A 24,151-nucleotide genomic window follows, 5' to 3' on the forward strand; every position below is an offset into this window, starting at 1 on the left:
CACCTGTATTGCACTTGTAGTGTCGATGCTGAGTATTGTCTTTGCCGATGGCCAGCGCGGAATCGCGCTCGCGCCCTGGGGGCTGCTTTCAATTCTTGCGGCAGCTGATTTACTGCTGTCTTTCAGGCGTAGGAAACAACTCAGCTATAGTATGGCCACGGAGATTTTCATTGGTGAAAGCCAGACCCTAAAGCTGCAGATCCCCCGGATGCCTGCCGGCCTGCGAGCAAAGTTGAACTGGCCCAAGGGCCTGAGCGGTGCTGCTGAGATCAGCTTTACGATGCAAGCGGACGACGCTGGTGTCGCAGAGACTGCGTGCCGCGGCGTGCGGCGCGGTGTCTGGGCCTTTGAGCACATCTGGCTGTGTTGGACATCGCAGTTGAAACTGTTTGAATTTGTGCCGCGGCTTGAATTTGATCTGGAGATTCGGGTAGTCCCCAACATCCGCCTGGTGCAATCGGGCGAGATCGCTACAACGGTGCAATCGGCCCTTTACGGAGTCAAGGAAAACCGGGCAATCGGTGAGGGGGCGGAATTCCATCAGCTGCGGGATTTCGTTCAGGGCATGGATGTCAAATCCATCGACTGGAAACGGTCGGCCAAACGCCGGTCACTGGTAGCCCGTGAACTGCGCGCTGAGCGCAACCATCACGTGATCCTAGCGCTGGATACCGGCTACCTGATGCGCCAGGAAATTGACGGTTTACCCAAGATCGACCATGCGATGACCTCGGCGCTGGCAGTGGCCTGGGCGGCGGCTATCGGAGGCGACCAAGTGGGTTACTATGCCTATGACCTCCGCCCGCGTTCCTTTGTGGCACCAACACAGGGGCGTCAGGCATTTTCCCGGCTGCGTAGCTGGAGCGGCGAACAGACCTATTCCGGGCATGAAACCAATCATACACTTGCCCTGACTGAACTAAATGCCCGCACCCCAAAGCGCAGCCTGATCATCGTATTCACAGACTTCATCGACACCACTTCAGCTGAACTGCTGGTGGAAAACCTGGCCATTCTTGCCAAGCGACATCTGCTGTTATTTGTCGCCATCCGCGATCCTGAGGCCGGAACCCTGGTAGAGACTGCCCCCCCGGACCTTGATGGAGTTGCGCTGCTGGTAGCGGCGAACCAGGTGATCAACGAGCGCCGACTGGTGCTAGAACGGCTGGCTCGCCTAGGTATCACGGTACTGGATGCCACGCCGGAAACCGTCACCGGTCGGTTGATCTCGACCTATCTTGAAATCAAAGCACGGGAGATGATCTGATGTCCAAAGCCGATCTCATCCGTTCGACCCGGTTCAGGAAAGAACGCGAAGCCGACTGGCAGCGACTCGAAACGCTGGTAGCCCGGGCAGAGCGCGACGGGCTGCAGCGGATGGATTTTACCGAGGTACGCGATCTTGCCGCGCTCTACCGGCAGGCCACAACCTCACTGGCAATCGCACGGGAAATCTCACTAGATCAGGCGCTGCTGAACTACCTCGAAGCCCTGACCGCCCGGGCCTACCTGTCGGTCTACGCACCGCAGGAACGACTGGGAGGGCTGTTCCGCAAGTTTTTCGTCCAAAGTGCGCCGCAGGCGATGCGCCGGTCGTGGCTGTTCATCACCATCGGATTTTTGTGTATGGGGCTGGGGGTGCTTGTCGGCTATCAGCTCTATCTGGAAAATCCGGCCTGGTACCATGTGTTCATGCCGCCGGAGCTTGCTGGCGGCCGCGGCCCGTCCTCGACCACCGAGGAACTGCGCCGGGTGATCTATGACGAGAACCCGTCAGCCTCCGGTCTGGGTGCCTTTGCAACAAACCTGTTCTCGCACAATACCCGTATCGCCATTTTTGTCTTCGGGCTTGGGGTGTTCCTCTGCGCCCCGGCAATCCTTCTGACGTTCTACAACGGTCTGATGCTGGGCGCCTTCTATGCCCTGCATGCCGAGCGCGGTTTGGGCACTGATCTGGGCGGCTGGCTTTCCATCCACGGGGTTACCGAAATTTCCGCGATCTGCATTGCTTGCGGTGGCGGACTACAATTGGGCGCGGCTGTGCTGTTTCCCGGCAATAGGACCCGTAGCCAAGCGCTGTACCTCGCAGGGCGGGACGCGGCGAAACTGGCTCTAGTGGCTGCGGTCATGCTGATCGCAGCCGCTCTTTTGGAAGGGATCGGCCGGCAACTCGTTCAGGAAGCTGCCACACGCTATGCGTTAGGCTGGGGAATAGGCCTGTGCTGGCTCACCTGGTTCGGCCTGGGCGGAAAGGTGCGTCCATGAAGCTACTATGGCGGAAGAACGCCAAGCCCAAACCGCCGACAGGAGAGTTGGTGCCGCCTGAGGGCGTTCCCCTGAAGCTGGAAGTGGCAGGGCTGGGAGTGCGGCTGGCCGCACAGATCACGGATGTTATCCTAACCCTGATTGCCGCAATTTGCCTATTGATCCTTGTTGCATCCCTGGGGTTCAGTGCCCCAGAAACGCTCATAGCCATCGGGAGCCTGATGTTCTTCATCATCCGAGTTCCCTATTACGTTATGTCCGAGCTTGCTTGGAACGGCCAGACCCTAGGCAAGCGCCTCATGAAAATCAAGGTTGTGTCGCACGATGGAACATCGCTTAGCACCCATTCACTGGTGCTGCGCAACCTTATGAAGGAAGCTGAGATTTTCCTGCCCGCAACCTTGCTGTTGTCACTTGATGCGGCCTCCCCGTTGGCTTCGGGGTTGGCCCTTGGCTGGATCGCTGCCGGGCTGATGGTGCCGCTCTGCAACCGGTACCGACAAAGGTTGGGTGACCTGATAGCAGGCACACACGTCATCCACCTACCAGTGCCCGTGTTGCTGATGGACCTAGCCGAACAACCCGCAGTGCAGACCGCTAAGAAAGAAGGGGTTGTCTTTCTTACGCATCAGCTTGAACACTACGGCGCTTTTGAGCTGCAGACCTTGGAAACCCTCCTACGCGCGCAGGAGGTAGTGGCGGGACCGGGGGGCAACAGCAGACAGGGCGCCACCATTGAAGCCGTGGTCGAGAAGATCCGGCAAAAAATCGGCTATGCCAATAAGGTGCCCGCAGCAAAGAGGCTGGAGTTTCTGAGGGCATTCTACAATGCGCAACGCGCGCACTTGGAACAGCGCCAGCTGTTTGGAGAGCGGCGCAACGACAAACATTACGCAGCAGCAGACATTTCACCCTGAGGCTACAACACTGCAAATGCCTTTATTTTCCGCATAACGGGCTTGCCGATTGGTTCTTCCGGTTTCAATAATTGCATTACTAAACCTAGGCGCGTACTTGTCGGAGAGGAGAGCTCGTAACGGCAGGTAATGAAGCAAAACTGAAGGATATAACCATGACCAGTTCAGCAGATATCAGCGAGCGTATGGCACTTGGGGTCGGCGCCATCATCGGCGAGAGTTTCTCAATTTTCATTAAACACCTTATTCCGATCGCCTTATTGGCCCTGGTGCCCAGCCTACTGAACCTGCTCGTCAGCGGTGCGCTGATCGGAGTAGATGTGGTGTTGGGTACTGCCGTGCCTGATTTAAGTACGTCATTCGGTATTGGGGCTTTTGGAATGACGTTCGTACTACAAATTTCTTTTTACAGCTTGACGACCGCTTTGCTTGTCCAGCTAGCTTATGACGCAAAGCTCGGACGGAGGATCCAGCTTGGCCGCTATGTCGCGCCGGCTATCCGGGCCGCAGTTCCGATTACCATTCTTTCCCTGATTGCTGGTGTGTTGGCGGGCGTTGCGAGCATCGCGTTATTTATTCCCGGCCTTTGGGTGTATGCCGTGTTTTCTATGATCGCCCCGGCAGTTGTGATCGAACGCGTCGGTTTCGGCGGCCTTGGGAGAAGCGCAGATCTGACCAAAGAGTACCGCTGGCCGATCCTCGGCCTGCTGATTCTGATCGGTATTTTTATCGGTATTTTCCAATTTGTTGCGGGCTTTGCTGCCGACCTTACTGTTGGCTCGGGACAGTTCGTGGCAACGCTTGCTTATCTCATCCCTTCGACTTTGGGCGCCGGCCTGACTGGCGTTTCCGTTGCATTGATCTATGCAAGGCTTCGTGAGATCAAAGAAGGCGTGACTGTAGATCAGATCGCGCTGGTTTTCGATTAACGCACAGACCAGACGGGCTGTGCAGTGAAACTGCGGGCGCATACCAACAGCACCTAAAAAGCGAAGGCGGGTAAAACCGCCCTCGCTTTCCCTTGCAAAAGGGTCTGAGGAAAATAGAGTGTAGCTCACAGAGCTCTGAGCACGATTTTACGCAACTCCGGACCCCGCGACCGTTGTAGTCAATTACCGCGGGCAGATCCGTTCGACTTGTCTATGCGATCTAGCGAAGGTGGAGCATCACGAGGCAGGAATCAAAGCCGCTCAAGATGCAGAGATTGTCCAAGCAACACAGTGTGCCAGTGAACTGGAAGTCGTTATTTCGCGTGCGCTATGGAATACTTTTCGTACTATTATGAGGAACAGTACGGTCAGATACCTCGGTATCGAAATAAAAGATGCATTCTCATTCTTAGAGAAGTTCGAGAATTAGTATTCATGAAGTTAGAAGGGGGCAGCTCCATCCCTTTCAAAATTGTGACCAAAACAGACATTCGGCCTAACTTAGGGCAGCTCTTAGCCAGAGCGAGGTTTCTACTTCAGGCTGTGCTCACTCAACTCGCTGTTGAGGGTGACATTACCCCTTCGCAGGTACTGTGACCCATTGACAGCTGTGCGCAGAAAGTGTGCTTTGCAAGGTCGCGCGAACGGCCTGGTGCAGTCATTGGATAGGATGGGTCGTCAGTCATTGCAGATTGTTGTACGCACTTGAGAGCGTAACCAGCGATGACGCGGGGAAGCGTCTGCTCTTATGTGCCATATCTGTGATATCGTATCACTTGGGATTGCAAAAGGTGGTGGACAGAATGCCAAGTCTGAAAATGTCGTAGTTTTGAGGCCAAGCGGCATCATCGCAACCAACTTACTTCCACGCAGAATCGTCGCCACAGACGCAAAACTTGGAACACTGACAGCTATACGGCGCTGGCGCCCCAATTCGGCGAGAACGCTATCAACACGTGTTTTACCAAATCTACCAGGCATCATCACAACGTGTTGCGCCACGCAATACAGATCCAATGTGTTTGGGCTGCGACCGTGGTTTGGGTCATAATAACAAACGTCTATATCATCGCTTATTATGAGTTGTTGTTTTATGTCCATTTGGTCAGAGGTCAGTTCCGGAGCCAGTACCAAATCGACACTGCCCGACCGTAACAAATCAGCCCATTCATCCTGAGCAAGTGCGCGTATGATCTGAATTTGGGCATTTGGGGCGCTTTCACGCAGACGCGCAATGAGTGGCTTCACAATAACTTCGATTTCATAGTCGTTCGCGGCAATTACAAAAGCGCGTGTTTCTATGCTGGGATCATATACATCGGATTGCGAAAATTTTGCCAAGTCCAGTAAGATCCGGCGCGCATCCTCGACCAAAAGATCAGCCTTTTCCGTCGGGGTTATACCACGTCCCATCGGCACGAACAGGGCGTCTCCGGTGATGTCTCGCAACCGGTTTAAACCGTGACTGACAGTGGATTGTGTCACGTTTAATGATCGTGCTGATGCGGTCACCGAACCTGTTTCGTAGACAGCGACAAACATGGCCAACAAACGACCATCCACGGTATATTGATTAATTCTGTTCATAGATCACATGAATACCATTGCTGTATTCATAATCAATACCCTGATTTAGATATGTCCCCAAGCAACAACTGGAGACATCAAAATGTCAATTAAGACCAAATTCCTCGCGACGACAACAAGCTTGGCGCTTTTGTTTTCGGTCCCTGCATTTGCAGATCAGCGCAACATTGATGTAGACACACAAGCGTCAATCAAGCTGGCTGAAAGCTTTTATCAAGACGTTCTGGTTTATCGGAATCTTGATAATTTCAGCAAATATGTTGGTGACGTTTACACTCAACATGCTACGGCCTATGGCGACGGCCCTGAACAAATGCTGGCGGCTGTTACCCATGAATTGAACGCCGACCCAGGGGTGCAAGTTGACCTTTATCGTACGATTGCCGAGGGCCCTTATGTGGCGATCCAGTCTGTTTGGACAGCAAGCAGCGGTGAAGAACATGTATATGTAGATATCTGGCGTCGCGAAAATGGCGTTTTGATGGAACACTGGGATCACTTCCAACAGGTTCCAGAAGAATCGGCCAATAAAAACACAATGTATCAAGGCCCAGGTACTGACATCTATACCGCAAACCAAGATGTAGAACGTAACCGCGAACGTGCCATTGCTGTCCTGAATTCATTTGAAAATCCAGCAGATACATCCGCGGTAACGGATTATGTTTCTGCCGAAGAATACATCCAGCACAATCCCAATGTGCCTGATGGCCGTGACGCACTTATTGGTTATTTGGATAGCATCGCTCAAAGCAACACACGTCTTGAAGTTGAGATCGCGAAAACCATCGCAATGGGCGATATGGTGTTGGTTCATTCCAAGCAAACGAACCTCGATACAGAAGATGATCTGGGCTTTGGTTACATGGATATCTTCCGTTTCAATGACGAAGGTCAAATCGTGGAACATTGGGATATCGAAGAAGCGCAAACTGGCGAATCTGCGAATGACAATGATGTGTTCGGCTATTCTGACAACTAATCTGATACGTTAAAAAAAGAAAACTATGACCGGTAAAATGACACGTCGCGACTTTGTAACCAATGCAGCCGCAGTTACAATCAGCAGCACAGCGCTGTTTGCAGATTTGGCACAGGCTGATAACGTCACCGGTCATGGCGCATTCATTTGGGAGGGAGAGACGCGCATGACCTGCGCCGTTGCACCAATATCGTCTCTGGGCCGTTCAAGTGATCACAGAGCCTCATAGGGGCGACTGCAAAAACCTCCGTCATAACTGCCTCAATCTTTGATAGAAACACTCGAAGGACTGCTGTTCGCCCAGTTTACAGACATCGTGCTTAGAGCCCAAAGTTACAGTCAATATTTATGCCTTTGACCTTGCTCAGAGATAGACAGTCATATACCAAAAACTGCAGCGGGAGTGGGAGGAGAACGAAATGAAATTCATGAGCGCCAGCTACCGCAAAGAGATGCAGAGGCAACTCCGTTTAGTAGTCAAAAGTACAGACTGGCGTCAATCGAAAGGTGTTGTCTTTAGGCAGAGCGACGATTGGTTCATTGCCGGCCATTGGCGGAATGTGAGCGCAAATGCTTCTGATGGCCTCCGAATTGAAATTCTGGCTAAGCCTATGGCCATTGACCCAATGTTATGGGAAGTGATGGGGCTGGAAGAAAACAACACAAAGCCATTAAGTTTCCGGTACTGGGGGCTTTCATCTGCGGAATTCCAGTCTTGAGTTCTGAAGTAATTGAGGAAATCGAACCGGAACTAGCAATGCCAGAAATGCTCGTATCTCTGGAGAATATGCTACCAAGAGTATTTTTGCAGGTAGCCAATACGAAGTTCTCCGATATAGCAAAAAATACGGCCGGCATACACGACAACTGGCGGATGGGTGAGACCATTATACACGCGCTCAGGCTCGAAGAAGAGCCCGATCTTGCATTACAATATGCGAGTTCTCGCCGTGGAGGATTTTCGATTTCCCGCACCTCACAGGATGTGGAAAAAGCTGGAAAAACTCATAACGAAATGGCGGCGCCATTAATCGAAAAAGAAGAAAACTTCTCGCCCAAGCGAAACTTCTTGCAACGTTTGCTTAGCAGATGAACCATTTAAAACCAGACGGACGCAAAATCCGCACCAACCGATAAACCCTTGCAAGGTGTGTCTGACGTCGTCTTAGGACGCCAGCTTGATCTACTCTTTTCGGAAATCCATTCCTCTGCTGCTAAAGACAACAGCGGGGCTTTCGTAACTCTTGAGGTGCTTTCAATCACGGGGTTTCTACAATGTCCCCCTCGTTTCGTTTAGCAATGGCCTGATTTGCTCTTATGGTTGCCTTCTGCAGCACCTTAGCGGCGATTGTGATAGACGGGGAGCTTGGCTTAACTCGTAGCTCAACACCTTCCCAAGTCAGGACCTCCAAAGCCTCATTCATGAAAAATGGCAGCACCTTACCGCGAGCATGGTTATGTCGGATAAGTTCGTCCTGCGAGCCAGTGCTCTCTGCATTTTCTTCAAAGGAAAGCACAGGTGCTTCAGGCAACACGTCATCTGGATCATAAAAACCAGTTGCTCTGGTCTCGTCGTCTTCATCAAGGAGATGGGCGTAGTAAACTTTTTCAATCAGATTGAGTTGTTCATTGTTCAACTCGCCCAACATTGGACCATTGGCCTTCAGAATGGACTGCCGATGGGCTTCGAATTTCTGATCAACTTCGACGGCTGCAACACGAACACGCCGCTTAGCTTCCTGAAAATCAGAAGTCCTCAATGAGAAAGTTTCTTCGGTCTTGGGATAGGTATCTTGGATATCAACAGGCACTGCGGCACGGTGATAATAAGTTGCACCACGTCGATACAAACGGGGGTGCCTAGCCATCTTTTCCATAGCTCCACTGTAACACTGAACTGGAGCACTTGGATATAAAAGCTATTACATAGCAATAACTTACTGATTTCAAAGGGAAAGAAAAAGTAATGGCGGAGAGACAGAGATTCATCGAGCTGATTCTCTACAGGCGTTCTTATTACAATATCAGCATTATTATCAAAGTGTTACATAAGAAATTGTCTTCACTGTTTGATAGCGAAATTATCAATTGTTATGTAGTTTGTTATGTAGAAACTATATTGCATTGAGATCGACCCACGAGCCGATTTACAGTGTCACGCGAGAACTAAGTTGAATACTAAAAAATATGACATCATGACCTAATCAGGTCATTTGCGGTGGGGTCACGATCTGACGTTTGCGATCACGCTTCTATTTTTAAGTGTGTTTGATGGTGCTCATTGAAACGTATCCAGACAAAATTGCTATGGGCCGTCAAGAAATCACAGACCGTTCATGAGAGCGACTGTAAAAGCATCTGCACAAACTGGTTCAACTTTCGGTGGAACTGGCTCAACGTACGTTATGGTATACTCAGCTCCCTCAGAAACCCGAATGTTTTTCTAAGAAATGCTGCGCAGAATTCCTGCAATTTTGGTCATGGAAACTGTTCAGCATATTTCGGGTTTTGGAGAGAGGTGAGTATAGCCAAAGTGATGGAAAAAATTTCTAACTTTTAAGGCCTGATCCAAAGTTTGCGACAGAACCCCACCTCAGCAGTAAATGTATTTATTACTACTTTCTAATATTCTAATATGAGGCGCAATCAAAACATAAATTGTACATATTTGTATCAGCGGTGGATTTTCCCAAAACTTGTGACAAGCAAGTGAGTTTGTGCGGGCAATCCGCAACGCGGATTACCAAAGAACAGCAGCTTCAGCTTGAAGGCGATCACCACGGGAATGGTGATTTGTAGTCTTCATAGCTGTTATTATTTCGTTCCCATTGATACAAAGCCGAATTGTACTGCGACGTAGAGTCCAGCTCAGCCTTGGGGTTGTTTTTTTGCTCTTCAAACAGCTCTTCATAGGCTTGGGTAAGGAGTGTGACGACTGGGTCATCAGAGCTGAACCCAGACACTTTTCCGCCGCTAAGCCGCTTATAGTTGGCCTGCGCTTCTGCTTTATGTTGCGCCCACTCAAAAGATTTTTTCTCTTCTGAAGAGGTTTTCTCATCCAGAAACCGCAAAAGAGTCATGTAGTTTTCTGCCGTTGGCACAGTGTCTGGATCGTCGCCTTTCAAAACAAAAACAAGTTGCTCGTCCATAACGAGTTTGGCGGCTTTGATTTCTTCTTTAGAGAAGTAGCCGGTTTTATTGCTGGAAATAGCGGAGAGGGTCTCGCGGTCGAAATCTAAATCATCAAAAATATCGCGCCGGAAGCCTTCAATGTCATCATGATATTTGCTGGAGTTGCTATCAAGGTTACCATACTGGCCTGTCAGTTTGGCACGGGCATCAATTGCGATATCTGAAATCGGCTTTAAACGGGAGGTTTCAGAGTTTTGTGAGGAAGTGCTACCCGGATTTGTGAGAGTATGTGTTGATCGCACCCCAGAGGAAAACCCTGCGTTACCAACATATTTTGCGATGCTATAATTGGATAAACTGTATCCAGTTCCATTTCCCGTATGAATGCTCATGAAACATTTTCCTCTTAAATAAAGTATTGCTCCAACACTTACTCTTCCTAACCTTCGCAAAGCTGGATTACCTATAAGAGCCCGATTTAAAAGTAGTTGAATAATATCAATAAGTTGTGATTCAACCATCTTACCGAACGAGATGGAGGATCGCATGCCTTGGACTGACACCGCCCGCAAGCAGTATATTCGAGATCATATACGTTACTCAAGCGATCTGACCGATCCGGAATGGTCAATCATAAAGGCTTTCATCCTTCCGGCGCGATCGGGTGGCAGGCCACGAACAACTTGCATACGGGCGGTGAAGAATGCGATCATGTACATCGCTGGCAGTGGGTGCCAGTGGCGTATGTTACCTAAGGACTTCCCACCCGTTTCGACGGTGCGCGGGTTCTTCAATAAGTGGCGCAATTGTGGACTTTGGCAGACAATTAACGGCCTTGATGGGTTGGATGCCCCACCCCGACGGCATCACAATGTGCCATTATAGTTAGACTTGGTCTTACTATAATCAGCTCCCTCAGAAACCCGAATGTTTTTCTAAGTAATGCTGCGCAGGATTCCTGCAATTTTGGTCATCGAACCTGTTCAGCATTTTTTGGGTTTTGGAGGGACAGGAGTATACAAACCTTCTATATTAAGGCGGATGCTTTAGATGCTGGCAAAATCAAGACACTCACATGCCCCTCAACTGCTCAAAGTGTACCGCAATCTCCCTTTGGGCTTGCGATAGTTCTTGCTGCGTAAGGCGCTTTGCAGCCCTATCTCTATTCTGTTTTGCGCCCACAATTCCATTTACTTCTGCGATAAAAAACCAAATGTATGCGCTTTTGTGGTCCTGCGACTCGCCTCGTCCTTCTGCGTACATGACCCCGAGATTATATTGCGCCTTGGAATGGCCCTGCTCAGCTGCAAGACGGTACCATTTTACTGCCTGAGCATCGTTCTGCGGCTCGCCTATTCCGGTTTCGCACAGAACCCCGAGATTATATTGGGCGTAGGCATAGCCCTGTTCAGCGGCAAGACGGTACCATTCTACAGCTTTAACATCGTCCTGCGTAACGCCATTTCCGAAGTAGTACATATTCCCGAGTTTATTTTGGGCGGTGGCCTTAGCCTCCTCAGCGGCAAGACGGAACCATTTTTCAGCTTGAACATCATCCTGCGGCACGCCTTTACCGGTGCCGTACATGAATCCGAGAATAATTTGCGCGTCGGTATAGCCCTGCTCAGCGGCAAGACGGAACCATTTTTCAGCTTTAACATCATCCTGCGGCACGCCTTTACCGGTGCCGTACATGATCCCGAGATTATATTGCGCCTTGGAATGGCCTTGCTCAGCTGCAAGACGGTACCATTTTACAGCTTGATCATAGTCCTTCGGCACGCCTTCTCCGATTTCGTACAGGACCCCGAGATTATGTTGCGCGTAGGCCTTGCCCTGCTCAGCACCCTTGGTGATGGCATGGAGATCGTACCCGTACGCGAGAGAGAGAAGTATGAATGGCACTAAAGTGACCAAAGCCCCTAGAACTACTTTAAGAAAGCGTAACTGCATGTTTTCTACTCCGAAACAGCAACACCCAAACAATACCACCCGAAACAATAACAATGACAAAAATCTATAATTCAAAAATTAGACACTCTCGGACTGGCGTTGAGCCGGGGCTCTGGATCGCCAACAAAAAGACGGCTATCGCCAGCGGATATGCCGAAACCGAAGAGGCTGCGAAACAAATGGCAGAGCGTAACGAAATGCGGGGCACAAGCCCCGCGTATATCATTTTGAAATGATGAGTTCTAACACATGCTTACCTGCCTCCTTGGCGATGGAATAGTTCAAGCTAACGTCGTCTTGCCGGAAGCCATCAAACGTCTTTCGAACCTCCTCCCTGTCATTCATCGAGAGGATAAAGCGACCTTTGATCTTTGATAAAAGATCAGCCATCTCCTCAAAGTGTGAGCGTTCAAAGATGCCTTTGCCATAATCTTTTTCCCCGCCCCAGTACGGCGGATCTAAATAGAACAAGGTCTGGGTAGCGTCATAGCGTTCAAGGCAGGCACGCCAGTCAAGGTTTTCAATCGTCACAGCGGACAGTCTGCCAGATACCAGCTCAATATTACTCAGCGCCCGGTTTGCATTGAATCTTGAGGGACGCTCCAAAGCGACCCCAAATGCCTGACATACGGACTTACCTCCAAACGCCAACCTTTGCAGATAATAGAACCGCACAGCTCTTTGAATGTCGGTCAGGTGATCAAGGCTGGCATCGCGAAGCGCCTCAAACTCTTGACGTGATGAAAACATGTACTCCAGGCTACGTAAGAACTCTGGCTTGTGCGAACGCAGTACCCGAAAGAAGGTGACAAGTTCACTGTTGATGTCGTTAATCACCTCACATTTGGGGATTGATGTGCGGCGGAAGAACACCCCACCCATGCCGCAGAACACATCAACAAAGCTCAGGTGCGGGACTTGATTGATCTGACCGATGATACGGGACGCAAGCTGACTTTTGCCGCCAAGATAGGGTGCCACCGGTTCAGATTTGACCGGAGCGACTTCTCCAAATAAATTCATCTTGAAGTTTACTCTCAAGCTATGGCAGTATTTCCCAGCCGTACAATTTACAATGTATGGCAATGGTGGGAACGAGCCTATCAGCCTCTTAACGAGCTCTCACGGACTGGTTTTCCAATGACCGTGGATGGACGTGATAGCACACGTCGATCTTCCCACCACCTATTAAGCAGGAAGCAAGATCGCTTTGTCTGTTGTGGGGCAGTTTAATCTGTGCCGGGATGACTGCGCTCGTAAAGGCGCAGTTGCTTCTGGGGCATTCGGGTGTCCAGCACGCATTCCAAGTTACGGAATACGCAGTTCACCAGAACCCTTTCTTCGACAGATAAACGATCAGCACGGGCCATCCGACCATAGCCATTCCTGCAAATGCGAATGACACGGTTATAGATTTCCCGTCGATGCGACAATTATCAAATATATAATCCGCAATCGTCAGTCCGATTAGAACATAGAGTGCGGCAAATAATCCAAGTATACCCCATAGGATGATAGCCATTATTCATCTCCTGTTAGTTTGGGGTTTTATGACTGCTCAAAAAATGAGCGCAACTATTACTACTATAACTGCGGCAGCGACAAATCCAAGACCACGGTTGGCCCAAACCTCAACATCAAATTTGGTCATCTGTTTTCATCTCCTCCTTGCTTCATAGATGCCTATTGTTTGTAAGCCTCAGTGAGGCGATCCAGCTTTCTGTCGATCTTCTCCAGCTGGAGATAGATCCCATCAATGCGTGTTTCCGCACGGGTCACACGCTCGGTCATGGCTCGGTTTGAGATCACTGTGCGCTCAAGGCTGATAACGCGCTCGTTGATGCTTGCAGCCCACCAGACAAAGCCGACAACCTGCACCAGTAGGGTCAGGACCAGAACGACTGGAACACGCTTGTCCAGTTGCCAGCGGGACGCCAACTGCTCCTGTAAGCTCATCGCCAGCAGCCTCGCCGTTTTCCATTGCGATCATTGCCGGCCACCCGTTCCGCCCCAGCGCGGTCAACTCTGGTCAGCACCACAAACCCAGGCGGGCTTAGATTGTTTTCAGTGAAGCCCGCGCAGTTGCTCGCACTCACCGTCTGGCACGCTGCGATCCCCAAGGTACTCACGACACAGATTGTAATCGTCAAGATCCTGTAGATGGCCATCATCCCGCTTCCTTTCCTGTTCCACTTTCACTGTCTGTTTGAGAGTTGCCTGCTCGGCGTCATCAAATGCGCCTTGGCGTATCTGATGGTAGACAATTACAGCAAGCGCTATGAGGAGCAGAGCGGCCGCAATCGCCCGCCCTGCTCTGGTTCCTATCAGGAATGACAGAGCAGCTGTCACGCTATGCCACTCGCGCTTTCTGGATCATCAGATACCCACCGATGCAAACGGCAGCTATCAGCGCAAAAGCAAAGCCCCATTGCAAAGGTCCAGAGCCGGCCAGGATGCCGGAAAAACCAGAAGCCGCGATGCTGGCTTTTGTAATCCCCTCAGGGGTAAGGAACGCACTCAACGCACTGGTGTCTTCCCCACGCGCTTTGGCTCCAACATCTTCTATGACTGCATCCTTTGCAGTCATAGTTGGCGGCTTTAGTTCAGGGGATTTATGTAGCGCAAGTTCAAGGGATCGCTGTTTTACGGTCTTCACACGCTTGGACCAACCGTTTTTATTGTACGACCAGTTCCGCAATTTCTTCATGAACTTCAAACGCTCTTCGCTCAGTGCCCCAATCAACAAGATATCCGACCGAGTGTGAATAGCAGCAAGCGTCTCAAACCCTAAGACCCCATCAACTCCAACACCTAGAATGGTTTGCAGCGTCTTCACCGCACGGCTAGGACCAGAGTTCACGGTAAAATCAAACATCGCGTAATCAAGACCAAGAGGGAGCTTATCGCCCTTTACAGCATCCCAGTATTGAGCACGATAGATCTCAATGGCCTCGGATTCATTCATCTGCTTGACTTCTTGAACACTCACAGGCTGACCGCGCCACGCGCTCAAAGTCCCCTGCGTGATACCGTAGTTGGTTGGCCCTCCCGGATCAGCTTTACGGCTGCGATTAGAAAAACCGCCTTCAATGCTGAGCAGTTCAGACAGGACAAGTTCGAAGGTATGTTTCATCAAGGATACTCCCATTAAAAAACCCACCTGAAGAGGCGGGAGGTGTGACAACGATCTGATGCATCAAGTTTTCTGTAGGAGAGAGTTAAGCTTTGAGAAGCCCGAGCAAGCAGCATCGCTCCCCTTCTACCAGACACCAATCACAACAACATCGTGTGCTGTATTTGCCTTTTCAAAATAAGGATGGGAGGGCCGCAACCATTTGGAGAACCCGGTTTTGAAGCCATCTTTTGTTTTTGAATATGTCACTGGAATGCGCCCACCTGCTCCCGCAGTTGTCAGCACCACAAATTTACCCGCTTTGCTGGAAGGAAGAGGCTGGATGAAGGTATATTGATAAGTGCCAGTTCCCGCCCCTTTACAGGTCAAGTTGCTCCCCCAAAGTACTGTGCCGCTTGCATCAACGTTAGCAGCCGCAATGATCCTTGGGTTCACAGCCAGCGTATTCAACTTTGCTGAATTCAGCTTTGCATCTGTGACGGACCGTGCTGCCAGCTTTGGCTCTGTGACGGCATTGGAGTAGATTTCATCAGGACCAACTGAACGCCTTTGGGCGAGTCTTTCAAGCCCCAGATTAGCGCGCGCCGCAGACTTGCTCGGCAGATCACTGAGGTTGTTCGCCTTAGAAAGGAAGTCATTTGTGTCAGGCGTGGCAAGCTTCCAGCCATCAGATGTGAACATCTTCAGCTTCTTGTCCGGTACATTGAAATACAGCGCGCCATCAATCAGATCATCGCCCTTGTTGTCGCTCACCGGATCTTCATCAAACGGCCCCAGATAGAGCTTGTTGAAGCGTTCAAAAGCCAGCTCGGAAGCCTCAAGCACAGCCTCTTCCAGATTGTCCAGCGCAGCCTCCGCCGCCGCCTTAGCTGCTTGCGCCTCGTTCTTTGCATCAATCGCCGCAGCCTTTGCCGTCAGCACAACCGCCGCTACATTTGCTTCATTGAGAAGAACATATCCTTCCTGCCCTTCAATCACTGCAAGCATTGCCGGGAAGCCAGTTTGTAAATCATCAGGATCCAGTTCCGCGCCAAGTCCATTGCGAACTGGCAAAGTCACACCGCCAACCGTTATAGTTACTGCACCAGTGTTATTTGCAACTGGAACAAAGACAACAAACTCCAACGCAGACACGCTCACACCCAAGCGCAACCCAGCGGTGATCGCATTGGCTGTTCCTCCAACATCAATCAGCCGCGTGATGCTATCGGCAAGGTCCCGCACATAGTGCCAGGCACCATCCTTCCACTGGTAGTATCCGCTCAACGCTTGATCGGGATCTGCCCCAACAATGGCGGGAGTGTAATTCTCCCGATTAGTGATCGTATAAAGCTCAGCCCTGGTCTTCACCAGAACAGCACCAAGCGCCTTGCCAATTTCCAATTGTCCAAGATAGGCGATGATCTCAGCTTTAACGGGATTGTGCGCAGGTGTGCTGTTCAGGCCGTATGTTTCATTGTCACGCCAGACCATTTCCTTGGTAAGGAAGTTCATGGATCTACTCCTGATTTGGGGAAGGTTAAACAGTCGCTGTTGCGACCTCAGGATCAGACCAGTCACTGTTCTGTCCCAAGATCGAGCGGGCTCTCATGCGGAAGCGGTATTCAATATTCTGCGTCAAAGCTTCTGTTTTAATGTTGGAGGCGTCAGAATTGGCCTGCGCATATTTAGCTGTTCCACCGCTGGTCTTGATGTATTCAAGCTCATAAAAGAGTGCATCTGAAAGCCGTGTGAAGGAGGCAATTGCAACAATGCTGCCGCCCTGCTGCTGCATTTCAATAGCGAACTCATCCACACCGGGAATTGCTTGCGAGCCAATTTTCACAGGAGGCGCACCCTTTTCGCCTTCCTCCTCAGGTTCAAAATCGTAAAGACTTCTGGGAACCACGATGCCCTCAAAGTGGTGAGTAAAGGTCTCCAGATTAAAGGTCGGCGTTCCGATCAGTTCCAGATATGCCTCCACCAAATGCGGCGGATCGGTGATTTTAACAAAGCGGCGAAACGGTAATTGCTCGCTGGCAAAGTAATCGCAGACCACTCTCACCCGTGGGGCTTTGGCGCGAATGTAGGCAATCTTTTGCATCCGCCGCATATGATTGTGGCGCTGCACGGCGCTGTTATCTACGGTGATGGATCTTGGATCTGAATCTTCAACATAAGGCTCTCCATAAATCACAGCGGTATCTTCGCTGTAATCCAGTTCTGGATTGGTCCAAAGACCGCGCACAGTCTCAATGTTGGAGGCCGGACTGCGATTGGCGAGGAAGTCCATGCTCTGGATGCTTTTGGTTTTGAGATGAATATCCGGCTCGGCCCACGTTCCTGCGTGAACGGCTATTTTTCCATCGGCATCAGTGTAAAGAACCATCTCCCCCGCTTCATCCAGTATTCTGCCGATGTGGGTTGGATCATTATTCTCCCGGCCATGCAGACCGCCATGATAGGCAGGCTCAAAGTCACCGCTGAAGTTCTCAATCTGCCGGTCACACACATCAGCCCCTTGCGCCCAGCTGGTCAGGTTGATCTGATCAAGGGACAACGCGCCGCCATAGGGAGCCAGTAGTAAATCCAGGCGGATAAGGCACAGGTTTTCGGAGTATTTGTAGCTTTCATCTCTGGGGTCAAAAACATGTTTTCCGCGAACCTGTGAGGAGATTGAGGGGAACCCGTAGGGGTAGACCGTTGTATGGTCCTGAGCGCGGACGCTTTTGCAAATGAACAGAACACTGGCGATGCTGTCGCCGCGATGATCCTCACTCCAAATCTGGCTGAACTTATCCACCAGCTGCTCATAAGGCAGGCCAACCAACGCCCCGACACGCTCTAAAATCCGAACTTTGGACTTTCCATTAAGCCGGTAATATTTGTGCGCATCCTCATCTTCACTCAAGGATTTGGTGACATTCCCATTGTCATCAACCTCAACGGCTGCATCACTTAAATAGTGCTTTTCAAAACTATCAATTTTATGGGAGGCATGGGCAATGAGCATATAGGCCGTGCCGTCGCGCTCTTCCAAAAACATAATGTCGCCAGCCTTGCGCACTGTGCCATACACATAAGAACGTGATGGAACACCTTGCTTCTGGTTGACTTTGCCATCGGCTACACTGGGGATTGGAGCCGCATTGTCTTTTGTCAGCTGGCTTCCCAAAAGAGCATTCCCAGCCAGACTAATCCCAGCGGACAGGCCCACGCCAATAGCCCCCACAGCAATGGCGGAGACCGCCGCGCCTGCTAAAATAGCCTGCGTTGCTACTGACGCCCCCAAAATAGCAGCTCCATTTGACAATAAAAAAGCAATACCAAGTGCAATCGTTTCTGGCATCACACCCTCCACATCTTCAGGACCGGCGCATGAAGGGCTTCAAAGCCTATGCCCCAGTGAATTTGCCAGTGCTGACCGTCCCAGATCGCGCCCCATTGGCGCAGCACATCATGACCACTTCCAACCACACCAACGCAGCCAGGCGTGCGCTTTGAACTCTGCTTCAGTCCGGCCCGGCGCGCACAGCCATCAACCAGGCCAAGCGCCCCGCCGGATGACTTGAGAAGGTCTTCCATTTCATCTCTTAAGGAATAGGTGCCACGTAAGCTGGCCGCCCCGTCGCTATACCCGTTGGCACACGCCCAATCAGCCAGCACAAGGCAGCAGTCCGATGTTCCGAACGCAAAAGGCAGCTGGCGACGATCCAGCAACCAGCGCTGCAGATGGATCAAAGACGCGGCCATGTGATGGACTTGCTCGCCATTAAAACAAGACGCTCGCAACAAAGATCCTGCGGCAGATCAGGATTGGTTTTAAGCGAATAGGCCCGCTGATCTGCGTCAGAGAGGACCGAGTTCCGGCGCGATTTGCGGGCATGGAATGCGTTGGCCACACTGAGCGTAACCGTATGTTTTATGTACGGCTGCTCTTGATCATCAATTGCCTTGCGGGAGAATTTAATATCAATGATCTCGCCAGTGAACTTCACAACGGGACCTGAGGCAAGGGCTTCAAAATGTTCATTACAACTTTGCAGCAGGACCTGGACACGCGAGCCAATGATGTCGCTCTCCTGCGTTTCCTCATAAGCCAGATCGGCGATGTCCTGCGGTATGCCGGAAAGGCTCATTTCCAGAACAGAGGCTTCACCAGAAAAGGCATACTGGATGTTGGTAAACGCATCTTCCGGCAACTGGCCGCCGGCACGCCAAAGATGATTGTCGCGGTCCATATGGGCACCCGAGCCAAACCAGAACCGCGCAGTCGTACCCGGAAAGTCCATTTTAACAAGCACCATAACTTTTCGAGTGCTCATGAGGCGGCCTCCTCATCCCAGTAATCAATCGCCTCCACAAAGCTCAGCGACTTGTTTGTCACCGGCGATAAACCAAACTCCATGTCCATCTGGTTGTCGCTGGCAAGGTGCATAAGGCAGGTTGGCTCACTCACATTGAGCAGCGCACCTGCCGGAATTTTAGCCCGCACCGCCGGGAAGATTGGAAGTTGGATCACATCACCGTTTTTCTCAATGACAGGCCCGCTTTCATAAAGCGCATGGAAATAACTAAACCGGATTCCAGACAGGCTCAAACCCTCCTGCAAGCCGCGCAGTTTAACAACCGTTGAGCCAATCTGAGCTTGTTCTTCCATTTGCAACAAGGCCGGCTCATTGCGATAGGAAGCGCCGTCAGAAAACGTTGAGCCATCGCTATGGGCGACAAAGGAACGCTGTGCTTTGGCAAGCTTTTGCAGCCGCGATCCGACATGATAGGCTGGCACAATCACAAGCCCGGAGCGTCCTTGCAACGCAACCCGGATCGCATTCCATGCTTCCTGATGGAGCAGGTCCCGGCTCATTACTAAAATGTTTGAAAGGCTCGCCTGCCAGAACCCCAGATCGGTTTGCGTGGTGAGTTCAAACCCGGAAAGCGTTCTCCCGCCCCTGCGCGTAAATGGTCTTGAGTGGAAGGCGGGAATGTCTTGTGTTTGGAACAAATTGTGCGGCCAGTGTATGAGTGAACTCATCGGTGGTCCCCACCCCTGTTTTGAGTGAAGGAATTAACATCGCCAATCGTTTGCTGGCGAGCTTGCTTTAAGGTTTCCTTTACTATCTGAGGCCCGAACACTTTTAAAAGTTTCAAAGTAACGCTCGCTGAACGCTTATCAACGTGCGCATCAAGCTCAGAATTAAACATCAGCGAGATCTCAACTTTATCTGGGCTGCTCTGGTTGGAACCTGAGGGAACTGGCGGGAGGGATGGCAAGGACGGACCTGACAAGGACGGTGTTTGCCCGCCAACAAAGCCGCCTGCACTATATCCCGTGGCGCGCTTGTGCAGGGCTTCTAAGTTGCGCGGACCAAGCCTTCTGGTCGCCTCACTGGAAAATACATATTCGTTCCCGTGAACAATTCCTTTGGGTTCATACTTGCCGCCCGGCCCGGTATAACCGCCGCCATCAAACCCCATGAGCGAACCAAGCCCGCTAAGTACTCCGCTCGCACCAAACAAACCAGAAAGCGGTCCCTGCCCTAGGAAGGCTGCCTGCAAAACGGCATCTGCCATCGACTGAATAAACCGGTCAAGCGCATCACTGCCAGTGTCAATTGCTGCCGTAATGGAGGAAAACTGATCAGCCATCATCTGGTTGCCAAAGGCAGAGAGTTGGTTGAGTTGTTCCTGTGATTTTGATTGGCTATCGAGCTTTTTGACAAGCTCCCCGATTTCCTGTTTTTGTTTGTCAGTAGCGCTAGAGCCAGCAGCTCTGAGTTCATTCATTATCCGCTGCTGCAAGTTGGTCTTACCGATCAGCTCACTTTCAAAGGTCAACGCGGAAACAATCCGTTCAATCGCTTCTGCTTCTTTGATCGCCGCTTTTGCAGCTTTACCGCGAAACGCATCCACCTGCGGCTTTACGACGGCTGCAGCAGCGGGCGTGTCAGGTGTTAAGGCCTGATTACTGCTGTTGTCGCGAGTGCGTTTATTCAAGATTTCCTGAACAAGCTGGAACTTGGTTTCCAAAGCGCTGATTTGCTCCAACAGCGCCTGTTCGTTCATGCTGTCAGTCTTCAGGAATACTTGTGTCAGCGATCCTGAATTTAATCGCTCTTGTGTAACAGCCAGGCGTTTATTCAAATCCTCTCGCGTGGCCTCAATTTTAGCCAGAGCCTTCTCAAGGTAACCAGTTGAGAACCCCACAGGGTTAAAAGCCCCATCCTTACCCGTTAGCAGATCAAGATCAGGCTCAACGAGCTGATCAAACAGCCCATTCAAGCCCTCCTTTGCAAACCCGTCCTTGAATACTTCTTTGAGTTCACGGGCTTTTTTAACGACCGCAGCCATGTTCTCACTGAAGTTAACCAGATATGGACCCACATCAATCAAGGCAGCTTTAAGTTGCTTGTCCAGAGCATCTGAGGCATTCCCCAAACGGTTCTGCATTTGCTCTGCCTGATCAAGAACCTTATTCTCAATGATGTTACCAAGAGCTTCAGCCTTTCTTCCGGCCTTGTCCATGGCACCAGACCCAAGCTCAAGAACACGGACCAGGTCCGTTCCCCGCTGACCAAATGCAGCCTTGACCAAAACGGCTTTTTCCTCTGCGCTCTTAGCGCGCGATACCGCATCAGCGTAAAGCCTCAAACGCTCCTCACCACTGGACGCATTCTGGATCGCTTTCAGCAAACCTATATCGGCCTTTTCCAAAGCCGAATACAGCTCGCCAGTCTCATACTTTGCTTCCCCAACTCCTATCGTGAACTTGCGCAAAGCACTATCAAGAGTAGAGGTTTCAATGGACGCCTCTCCTGCCATAAAGGCCAGCGTTTGATAAAACTCCCCATTCAATCCGTTTTGTCTTGCTGTCTTTGCAACCTTGTCAAAATCTTCAAGGCCTTGCCTGGCAAGGGTCAAAGCACCAGCCAGAGACAACGCCCCGGCAGCAGCCCCGATAAAGGACAAGGAGCCAATCGATTTAACGAGCCTTCCAGCCTGTCGGCTGGTATTTCCCATCTGTCTATTAAAACCACGAACGGACTTTTCGTTACGAGAAAAGCTGCCTTTGGTTTGCTTCTCCAAACGGGCGAGCTTCTTTTCCATGTCCGATGTTCGGGCATCAAATAGGGTGATTACTTTCTGGGTTTCATTTGGCACGATGCAGGTCCATCAATTGTTTCAGCTCATCGCGATCTGAGGAGGTGATAGCGTCGCCACTTTCAGGTTTGCGATTAATCGCATGCCAGCCTTCTATGGCTTCATAGAACTCTATGAGACTGGCCTTCCAGAAGTCACAGGGCCGCCACCCCAGTAGTGGCAACCATTGAAGCCATTGCCGAAATGGAAAGAACTCTAAGGGCTCTCCACTTCGGCTTCGTCCTTTCCCCCTGGTAGGTCCGGGAATAAGGCTGCAGTGATTGCCTGCTGGATTTTTACAAGGCTCAAAGCCCCCACTTGAGAGGCCCATGCACCTTCCCCGTCGCCCTCAATCGTGAGTGCGAATAGACATTCTTTCAATGTTGAGATTGACAACATGTTCATGTCGTTCATCATTTGCCCAAAAGTGCGATCCGCGCGCGCTTGCTCAACCTGCTCCAGACAATCTATTTGGGCACAAATGATGAGGTGATGGCCGTTAATCTCAAGCGCGACTTCACCACGGGCTTTGTTTAGCTTTCGCATGGGCTACTCCGCAGTAAAGGTGATCTTGCCCGTGAACTTGACCGAGATACTGAATTCCGCACCACCTTCGGTTTCGCCTGAGAACTCCATGCTTTCGATGAGGATCACACCCGCATATTCCCCGATGCCGGGAACAACAACTTTAGCGTTGATCTGTGTTTGCTCCAGACAAGCAGCGTTCAGCTGTTTGCTGGTTGCACTATCATCGCTGATACCTGATCCGGAAAATGACACCGATTGAATGCCGTACACCATGGAGGAATAAACAATCCCCTCAGGCACATCACGATCTGGCACGGTTACATCCGCTAAGGAGTTGTTGATGGACAGGTTTCTGGTTTTAATTCCAGCCAGATTTGAGAACCCCTCAGGATCTGCACCATCGGCGAGTTTTAAAAGAAGTAACCGACCTTTTCCGTCTGCCATGTCTATGCCTTTCTACAATGGAATTTCACCGTTATGACTCCATGCCGCGTGTTCCCGTCAGGGTCACTCATGACGCGTGTGCTCTCAATAAACGAGAAGCAGGAACTCAGCCCTTCAACCGCGAAGTCGGCATCGTGTAAGTTCCCATAGATTTTTGCGATTATTTCTTTGGTCTCAGACTGACCGTGAGCACGAGACCAGATGTGAACATCAACATACTCATATGATCCATGAGCACCTGTGACGTCATTGGGTATCGTCTGCCATTCACCGATCACTATGAACGGGTACTGATCATCCTTAACGTCAGAGCTGGGGTGGTCGATGACTGACTTTGCAGCCGATCCTGCATCTATCAGCGCGTTAAAAAGCCTGCGCTGTAGATCGACTGCGTAACCAGTCATTTGAGGGCATCCTTGATAGCCTTGTTCAAGGCTCTGTTCATACGCCCGACATGACGTTTGCGGATAAGCCTGTAGGCAGGAAAGAAGAACGGTTGAGCGGAATGGTTCTTTGTTCCGAACTCAATCCAATGCCAGGTAAACCAAGCTGTAACCACCCAGCCTGACTGGCTCTTGAAGGTTTCTTTCTCCCCGAAAGTTTCATCAGAACCGGCTTTTCTGGCTTTCAGTGAGCGGGACAATTGCCCGCTTCTTTGGGGAGCTGCGGAACTGGCCATGCTAGCCAGCTCTGTAGAAGATTTTTTCTGAACCTTCTCAATATGCTGGTCAACGTTTGGGGCGATTTTTCGAAGCCGGGCCATAACCACTTTAATATTAGAGGAGGTTTTCACACCGTCCGCCATCACACAGCCACCCCTCGTTCAAGCAGAAATTCAAGGCGGCGCTTGCGCCGTTCCGGGTCATGGATTGAACGGATGTTGAACGTCTCACCCTCAATCACAGCCATATCAGCCTCGTTAAGACCAGCAGCAGCGCGCGAGTATCGGAGGGAAAGAATGCCAGTTGCAGATGCCGCAATCCGTCCCGCAGACACAACCTCTTTGCCTTTGAACATTTGCAGCTCACCTATGGTCTTGAAGAGAACCTCCCAAGTGCAACTGCTTCCTCCGGCCCCATCAGGGACACAGACTTGGCGCTGAAACGTGATCCTGTCTCTTAGATTTCCCGCTCGCATGTGAAGTGCCCTTTTTGACCTTCAC

General features: G+C 50.9%; 29 protein-coding genes and 1 pseudogene. 9 read left to right on the forward strand and 21 right to left on the reverse strand.

The annotated features are described in order from the left end of the window. Positions 1–25: 25 nt before the first annotated feature. The 4 genes from BLS62_RS16295 to BLS62_RS16310 all read left to right on the forward strand — a co-directional run bounded on the left by BLS62_RS16295 (position 26) and on the right by BLS62_RS16310 (position 4,111). Positions 26–1,267: a DUF58 domain-containing protein gene (locus tag BLS62_RS16295; protein WP_093182742.1), complete on the forward strand. Its 1,242-nt coding sequence runs from the start codon at positions 26–28 to the stop codon at positions 1,265–1,267. Then, on the forward strand, positions 1,267–2,265 hold the full coding sequence (locus tag BLS62_RS16300) for a stage II sporulation protein M (protein ID WP_093182744.1): 999 nt from the start codon (positions 1,267–1,269) through the stop codon (positions 2,263–2,265). Before BLS62_RS16295 ends, BLS62_RS16300 begins: the two co-directional genes overlap by 1 nt. Then, positions 2,262–3,182 (forward strand): RDD family protein, encoded by a 921-nt coding sequence (locus BLS62_RS16305; RefSeq protein ID WP_093182746.1) that lies wholly within the window; start codon positions 2,262–2,264, stop codon positions 3,180–3,182. Before BLS62_RS16300 ends, BLS62_RS16305 begins: the two co-directional genes overlap by 4 nt. 155 nt (positions 3,183–3,337) lie before the next feature. Beyond that, positions 3,338–4,111: a hypothetical protein gene (locus BLS62_RS16310; RefSeq protein WP_093182748.1), complete on the forward strand. Its 774-nt coding sequence runs from the start codon at positions 3,338–3,340 to the stop codon at positions 4,109–4,111. Positions 4,112–4,789: 678 nt separating this feature from the next. Here the strand turns inward: BLS62_RS16310 and BLS62_RS16320 are convergent. Continuing rightward, entirely contained in the window at positions 4,790–5,698 is a 909-nt protein-coding gene (locus tag BLS62_RS16320) for a LysR family transcriptional regulator (protein ID WP_093182753.1), read from the reverse strand. Between the two features lie 82 nt (positions 5,699–5,780). Here BLS62_RS16320 and BLS62_RS16325 point away from each other — a divergent pair, with 82 nt between their 5' ends. The 4 genes from BLS62_RS16325 to BLS62_RS16340 all read left to right on the forward strand — a co-directional run bounded on the left by BLS62_RS16325 (position 5,781) and on the right by BLS62_RS16340 (position 7,773). After that, positions 5,781–6,680, forward strand: a complete 900-nt coding sequence (locus tag BLS62_RS16325) for a nuclear transport factor 2 family protein (protein ID WP_093182755.1) — start codon at positions 5,781–5,783, stop codon at positions 6,678–6,680. Positions 6,681–6,705: 25 nt separating this feature from the next. Beyond that, positions 6,706–6,909, forward strand: coding sequence for a hypothetical protein (locus BLS62_RS16330; RefSeq protein ID WP_093182758.1), 204 nt, complete (start codon positions 6,706–6,708; stop codon positions 6,907–6,909). Between the two features lie 190 nt (positions 6,910–7,099). Then, on the forward strand, positions 7,100–7,399 hold the full coding sequence (locus BLS62_RS16335; protein WP_093182760.1) for a hypothetical protein: 300 nt from the start codon (positions 7,100–7,102) through the stop codon (positions 7,397–7,399). Then, the gene (locus BLS62_RS16340) at positions 7,396–7,773 is read left to right on the forward strand and encodes a hypothetical protein (RefSeq protein WP_093182762.1); all 378 of its coding nucleotides are present in this window, start codon (positions 7,396–7,398) and stop codon (positions 7,771–7,773) included. The genes BLS62_RS16335 and BLS62_RS16340 overlap by 4 nt, the downstream gene beginning before the upstream one ends. Positions 7,774–7,939: 166 nt before the next feature. Here the strand turns inward: BLS62_RS16340 and BLS62_RS16345 are convergent, their stop codons facing one another. Beyond that, positions 7,940–8,548: a DUF6538 domain-containing protein gene (locus tag BLS62_RS16345; protein ID WP_143521575.1), complete on the reverse strand. Its 609-nt coding sequence runs from the start codon at positions 8,546–8,548 to the stop codon at positions 7,940–7,942. A 906-nt stretch (positions 8,549–9,454) separates the two neighbouring features. After that, on the reverse strand, positions 9,455–10,360 hold the full coding sequence (locus BLS62_RS16350; RefSeq protein ID WP_208990903.1) for a hypothetical protein: 906 nt from the start codon (positions 10,358–10,360) through the stop codon (positions 9,455–9,457). On the opposite strand from BLS62_RS16350, the pseudogene BLS62_RS16355 reads away from it, so the two are divergent. Then, positions 10,359–10,643 (forward strand): annotated as a pseudogene (locus tag BLS62_RS16355) (transposase); the annotation flags it as partial. The gene BLS62_RS16350 and the pseudogene BLS62_RS16355 overlap by 2 nt on opposite strands. Before the next feature lie 240 nt (positions 10,644–10,883). On the opposite strand, the gene BLS62_RS16360 reads toward BLS62_RS16355, so the two are convergent. The 18 genes from BLS62_RS16360 to BLS62_RS16445 form a co-directional block, all read right to left on the reverse strand. After that, entirely contained in the window at positions 10,884–11,765 is an 882-nt protein-coding gene (locus BLS62_RS16360) for an SEL1-like repeat protein (protein ID WP_093182770.1), read from the reverse strand. A gap of 222 nt (positions 11,766–11,987) precedes the next feature. Continuing rightward, positions 11,988–12,788 (reverse strand): DNA adenine methylase, encoded by an 801-nt coding sequence (locus tag BLS62_RS16370; protein WP_093182774.1) that lies wholly within the window; start codon positions 12,786–12,788, stop codon positions 11,988–11,990. 301 nt (positions 12,789–13,089) lie between these two features. Further along, positions 13,090–13,287 (reverse strand): hypothetical protein, encoded by a 198-nt coding sequence (locus BLS62_RS16375; RefSeq protein ID WP_093182776.1) that lies wholly within the window; start codon positions 13,285–13,287, stop codon positions 13,090–13,092. 161 nt (positions 13,288–13,448) lie between these two features. Next, the gene (locus tag BLS62_RS16380; RefSeq protein ID WP_093182778.1) at positions 13,449–13,721 is read right to left on the reverse strand and encodes a hypothetical protein; all 273 of its coding nucleotides are present in this window, start codon (positions 13,719–13,721) and stop codon (positions 13,449–13,451) included. 108 nt (positions 13,722–13,829) lie between these two features. After that, positions 13,830–14,114: a hypothetical protein gene (locus BLS62_RS16385; protein ID WP_093182780.1), complete on the reverse strand. Its 285-nt coding sequence runs from the start codon at positions 14,112–14,114 to the stop codon at positions 13,830–13,832. 1 nt (position 14,115) lies between these two features. Continuing rightward, a complete protein-coding gene (locus BLS62_RS16390; protein WP_208990904.1) occupies positions 14,116–14,898 on the reverse strand; it encodes a glycoside hydrolase family 108 protein in 783 nt (260 codons plus the stop codon). Positions 14,899–15,024: 126 nt separating this feature from the next. Next, positions 15,025–16,392: a hypothetical protein gene (locus BLS62_RS16395; protein ID WP_093182784.1), complete on the reverse strand. Its 1,368-nt coding sequence runs from the start codon at positions 16,390–16,392 to the stop codon at positions 15,025–15,027. A 25-nt stretch (positions 16,393–16,417) separates the two neighbouring features. Further along, positions 16,418–18,226 (reverse strand): hypothetical protein, encoded by a 1,809-nt coding sequence (locus BLS62_RS16400; RefSeq protein WP_093182786.1) that lies wholly within the window; start codon positions 18,224–18,226, stop codon positions 16,418–16,420. After that, positions 18,226–18,630, reverse strand: coding sequence for a DUF6950 family protein (locus BLS62_RS16405; protein WP_093182788.1), 405 nt, complete (start codon positions 18,628–18,630; stop codon positions 18,226–18,228). The genes BLS62_RS16400 and BLS62_RS16405 overlap by 1 nt, the downstream gene beginning before the upstream one ends. Then, complete coding sequence (locus tag BLS62_RS16410) at positions 18,615–19,202, reverse strand: hypothetical protein (RefSeq protein ID WP_093182791.1); 588 nt, start codon at positions 19,200–19,202, stop codon at positions 18,615–18,617. Before BLS62_RS16410 ends, BLS62_RS16405 begins: the two co-directional genes overlap by 16 nt. Next, positions 19,199–19,912 (reverse strand): hypothetical protein, encoded by a 714-nt coding sequence (locus BLS62_RS16415; protein ID WP_093182794.1) that lies wholly within the window; start codon positions 19,910–19,912, stop codon positions 19,199–19,201. Before BLS62_RS16415 ends, BLS62_RS16410 begins: the two co-directional genes overlap by 4 nt. Then, entirely contained in the window at positions 19,909–22,038 is a 2,130-nt protein-coding gene (locus BLS62_RS16420; protein ID WP_143521576.1) for a phage tail tape measure protein, read from the reverse strand. The genes BLS62_RS16415 and BLS62_RS16420 overlap by 4 nt, the downstream gene beginning before the upstream one ends. Continuing rightward, on the reverse strand, positions 22,028–22,201 hold the full coding sequence (locus BLS62_RS30815) for a phage tail assembly chaperone (RefSeq protein ID WP_143521577.1): 174 nt from the start codon (positions 22,199–22,201) through the stop codon (positions 22,028–22,030). The genes BLS62_RS16420 and BLS62_RS30815 overlap by 11 nt, the downstream gene beginning before the upstream one ends. A 32-nt stretch (positions 22,202–22,233) precedes the next feature. After that, positions 22,234–22,563, reverse strand: a complete 330-nt coding sequence (locus tag BLS62_RS16425) for a hypothetical protein (RefSeq protein WP_093182804.1) — start codon at positions 22,561–22,563, stop codon at positions 22,234–22,236. A 3-nt stretch (positions 22,564–22,566) separates the two neighbouring features. Then, positions 22,567–22,989 carry a phage tail tube protein gene (locus BLS62_RS16430; protein ID WP_093182808.1) on the reverse strand — a complete coding sequence of 141 codons (423 nt, stop codon included), beginning with the start codon at positions 22,987–22,989 and terminating at the stop codon, positions 22,567–22,569. 2 nt (positions 22,990–22,991) lie between these two features. Next, entirely contained in the window at positions 22,992–23,393 is a 402-nt protein-coding gene (locus tag BLS62_RS16435; protein WP_093182811.1) for a DUF3168 domain-containing protein, read from the reverse strand. Next, positions 23,390–23,794 carry an HK97-gp10 family putative phage morphogenesis protein gene (locus BLS62_RS16440; RefSeq protein WP_093182813.1) on the reverse strand — a complete coding sequence of 135 codons (405 nt, stop codon included), beginning with the start codon at positions 23,792–23,794 and terminating at the stop codon, positions 23,390–23,392. Before BLS62_RS16440 ends, BLS62_RS16435 begins: the two co-directional genes overlap by 4 nt. Next, positions 23,794–24,126 (reverse strand): phage head closure protein, encoded by a 333-nt coding sequence (locus BLS62_RS16445; RefSeq protein WP_093182817.1) that lies wholly within the window; start codon positions 24,124–24,126, stop codon positions 23,794–23,796. Before BLS62_RS16445 ends, BLS62_RS16440 begins: the two co-directional genes overlap by 1 nt. Positions 24,127–24,151: the final 25 nt, after the last annotated feature.

The organism is Pseudovibrio sp. Tun.PSC04-5.I4, from assembly GCF_900104145.1.
In the GTDB taxonomy this organism is placed as follows: domain Bacteria; phylum Pseudomonadota; class Alphaproteobacteria; order Rhizobiales; family Stappiaceae; genus Pseudovibrio.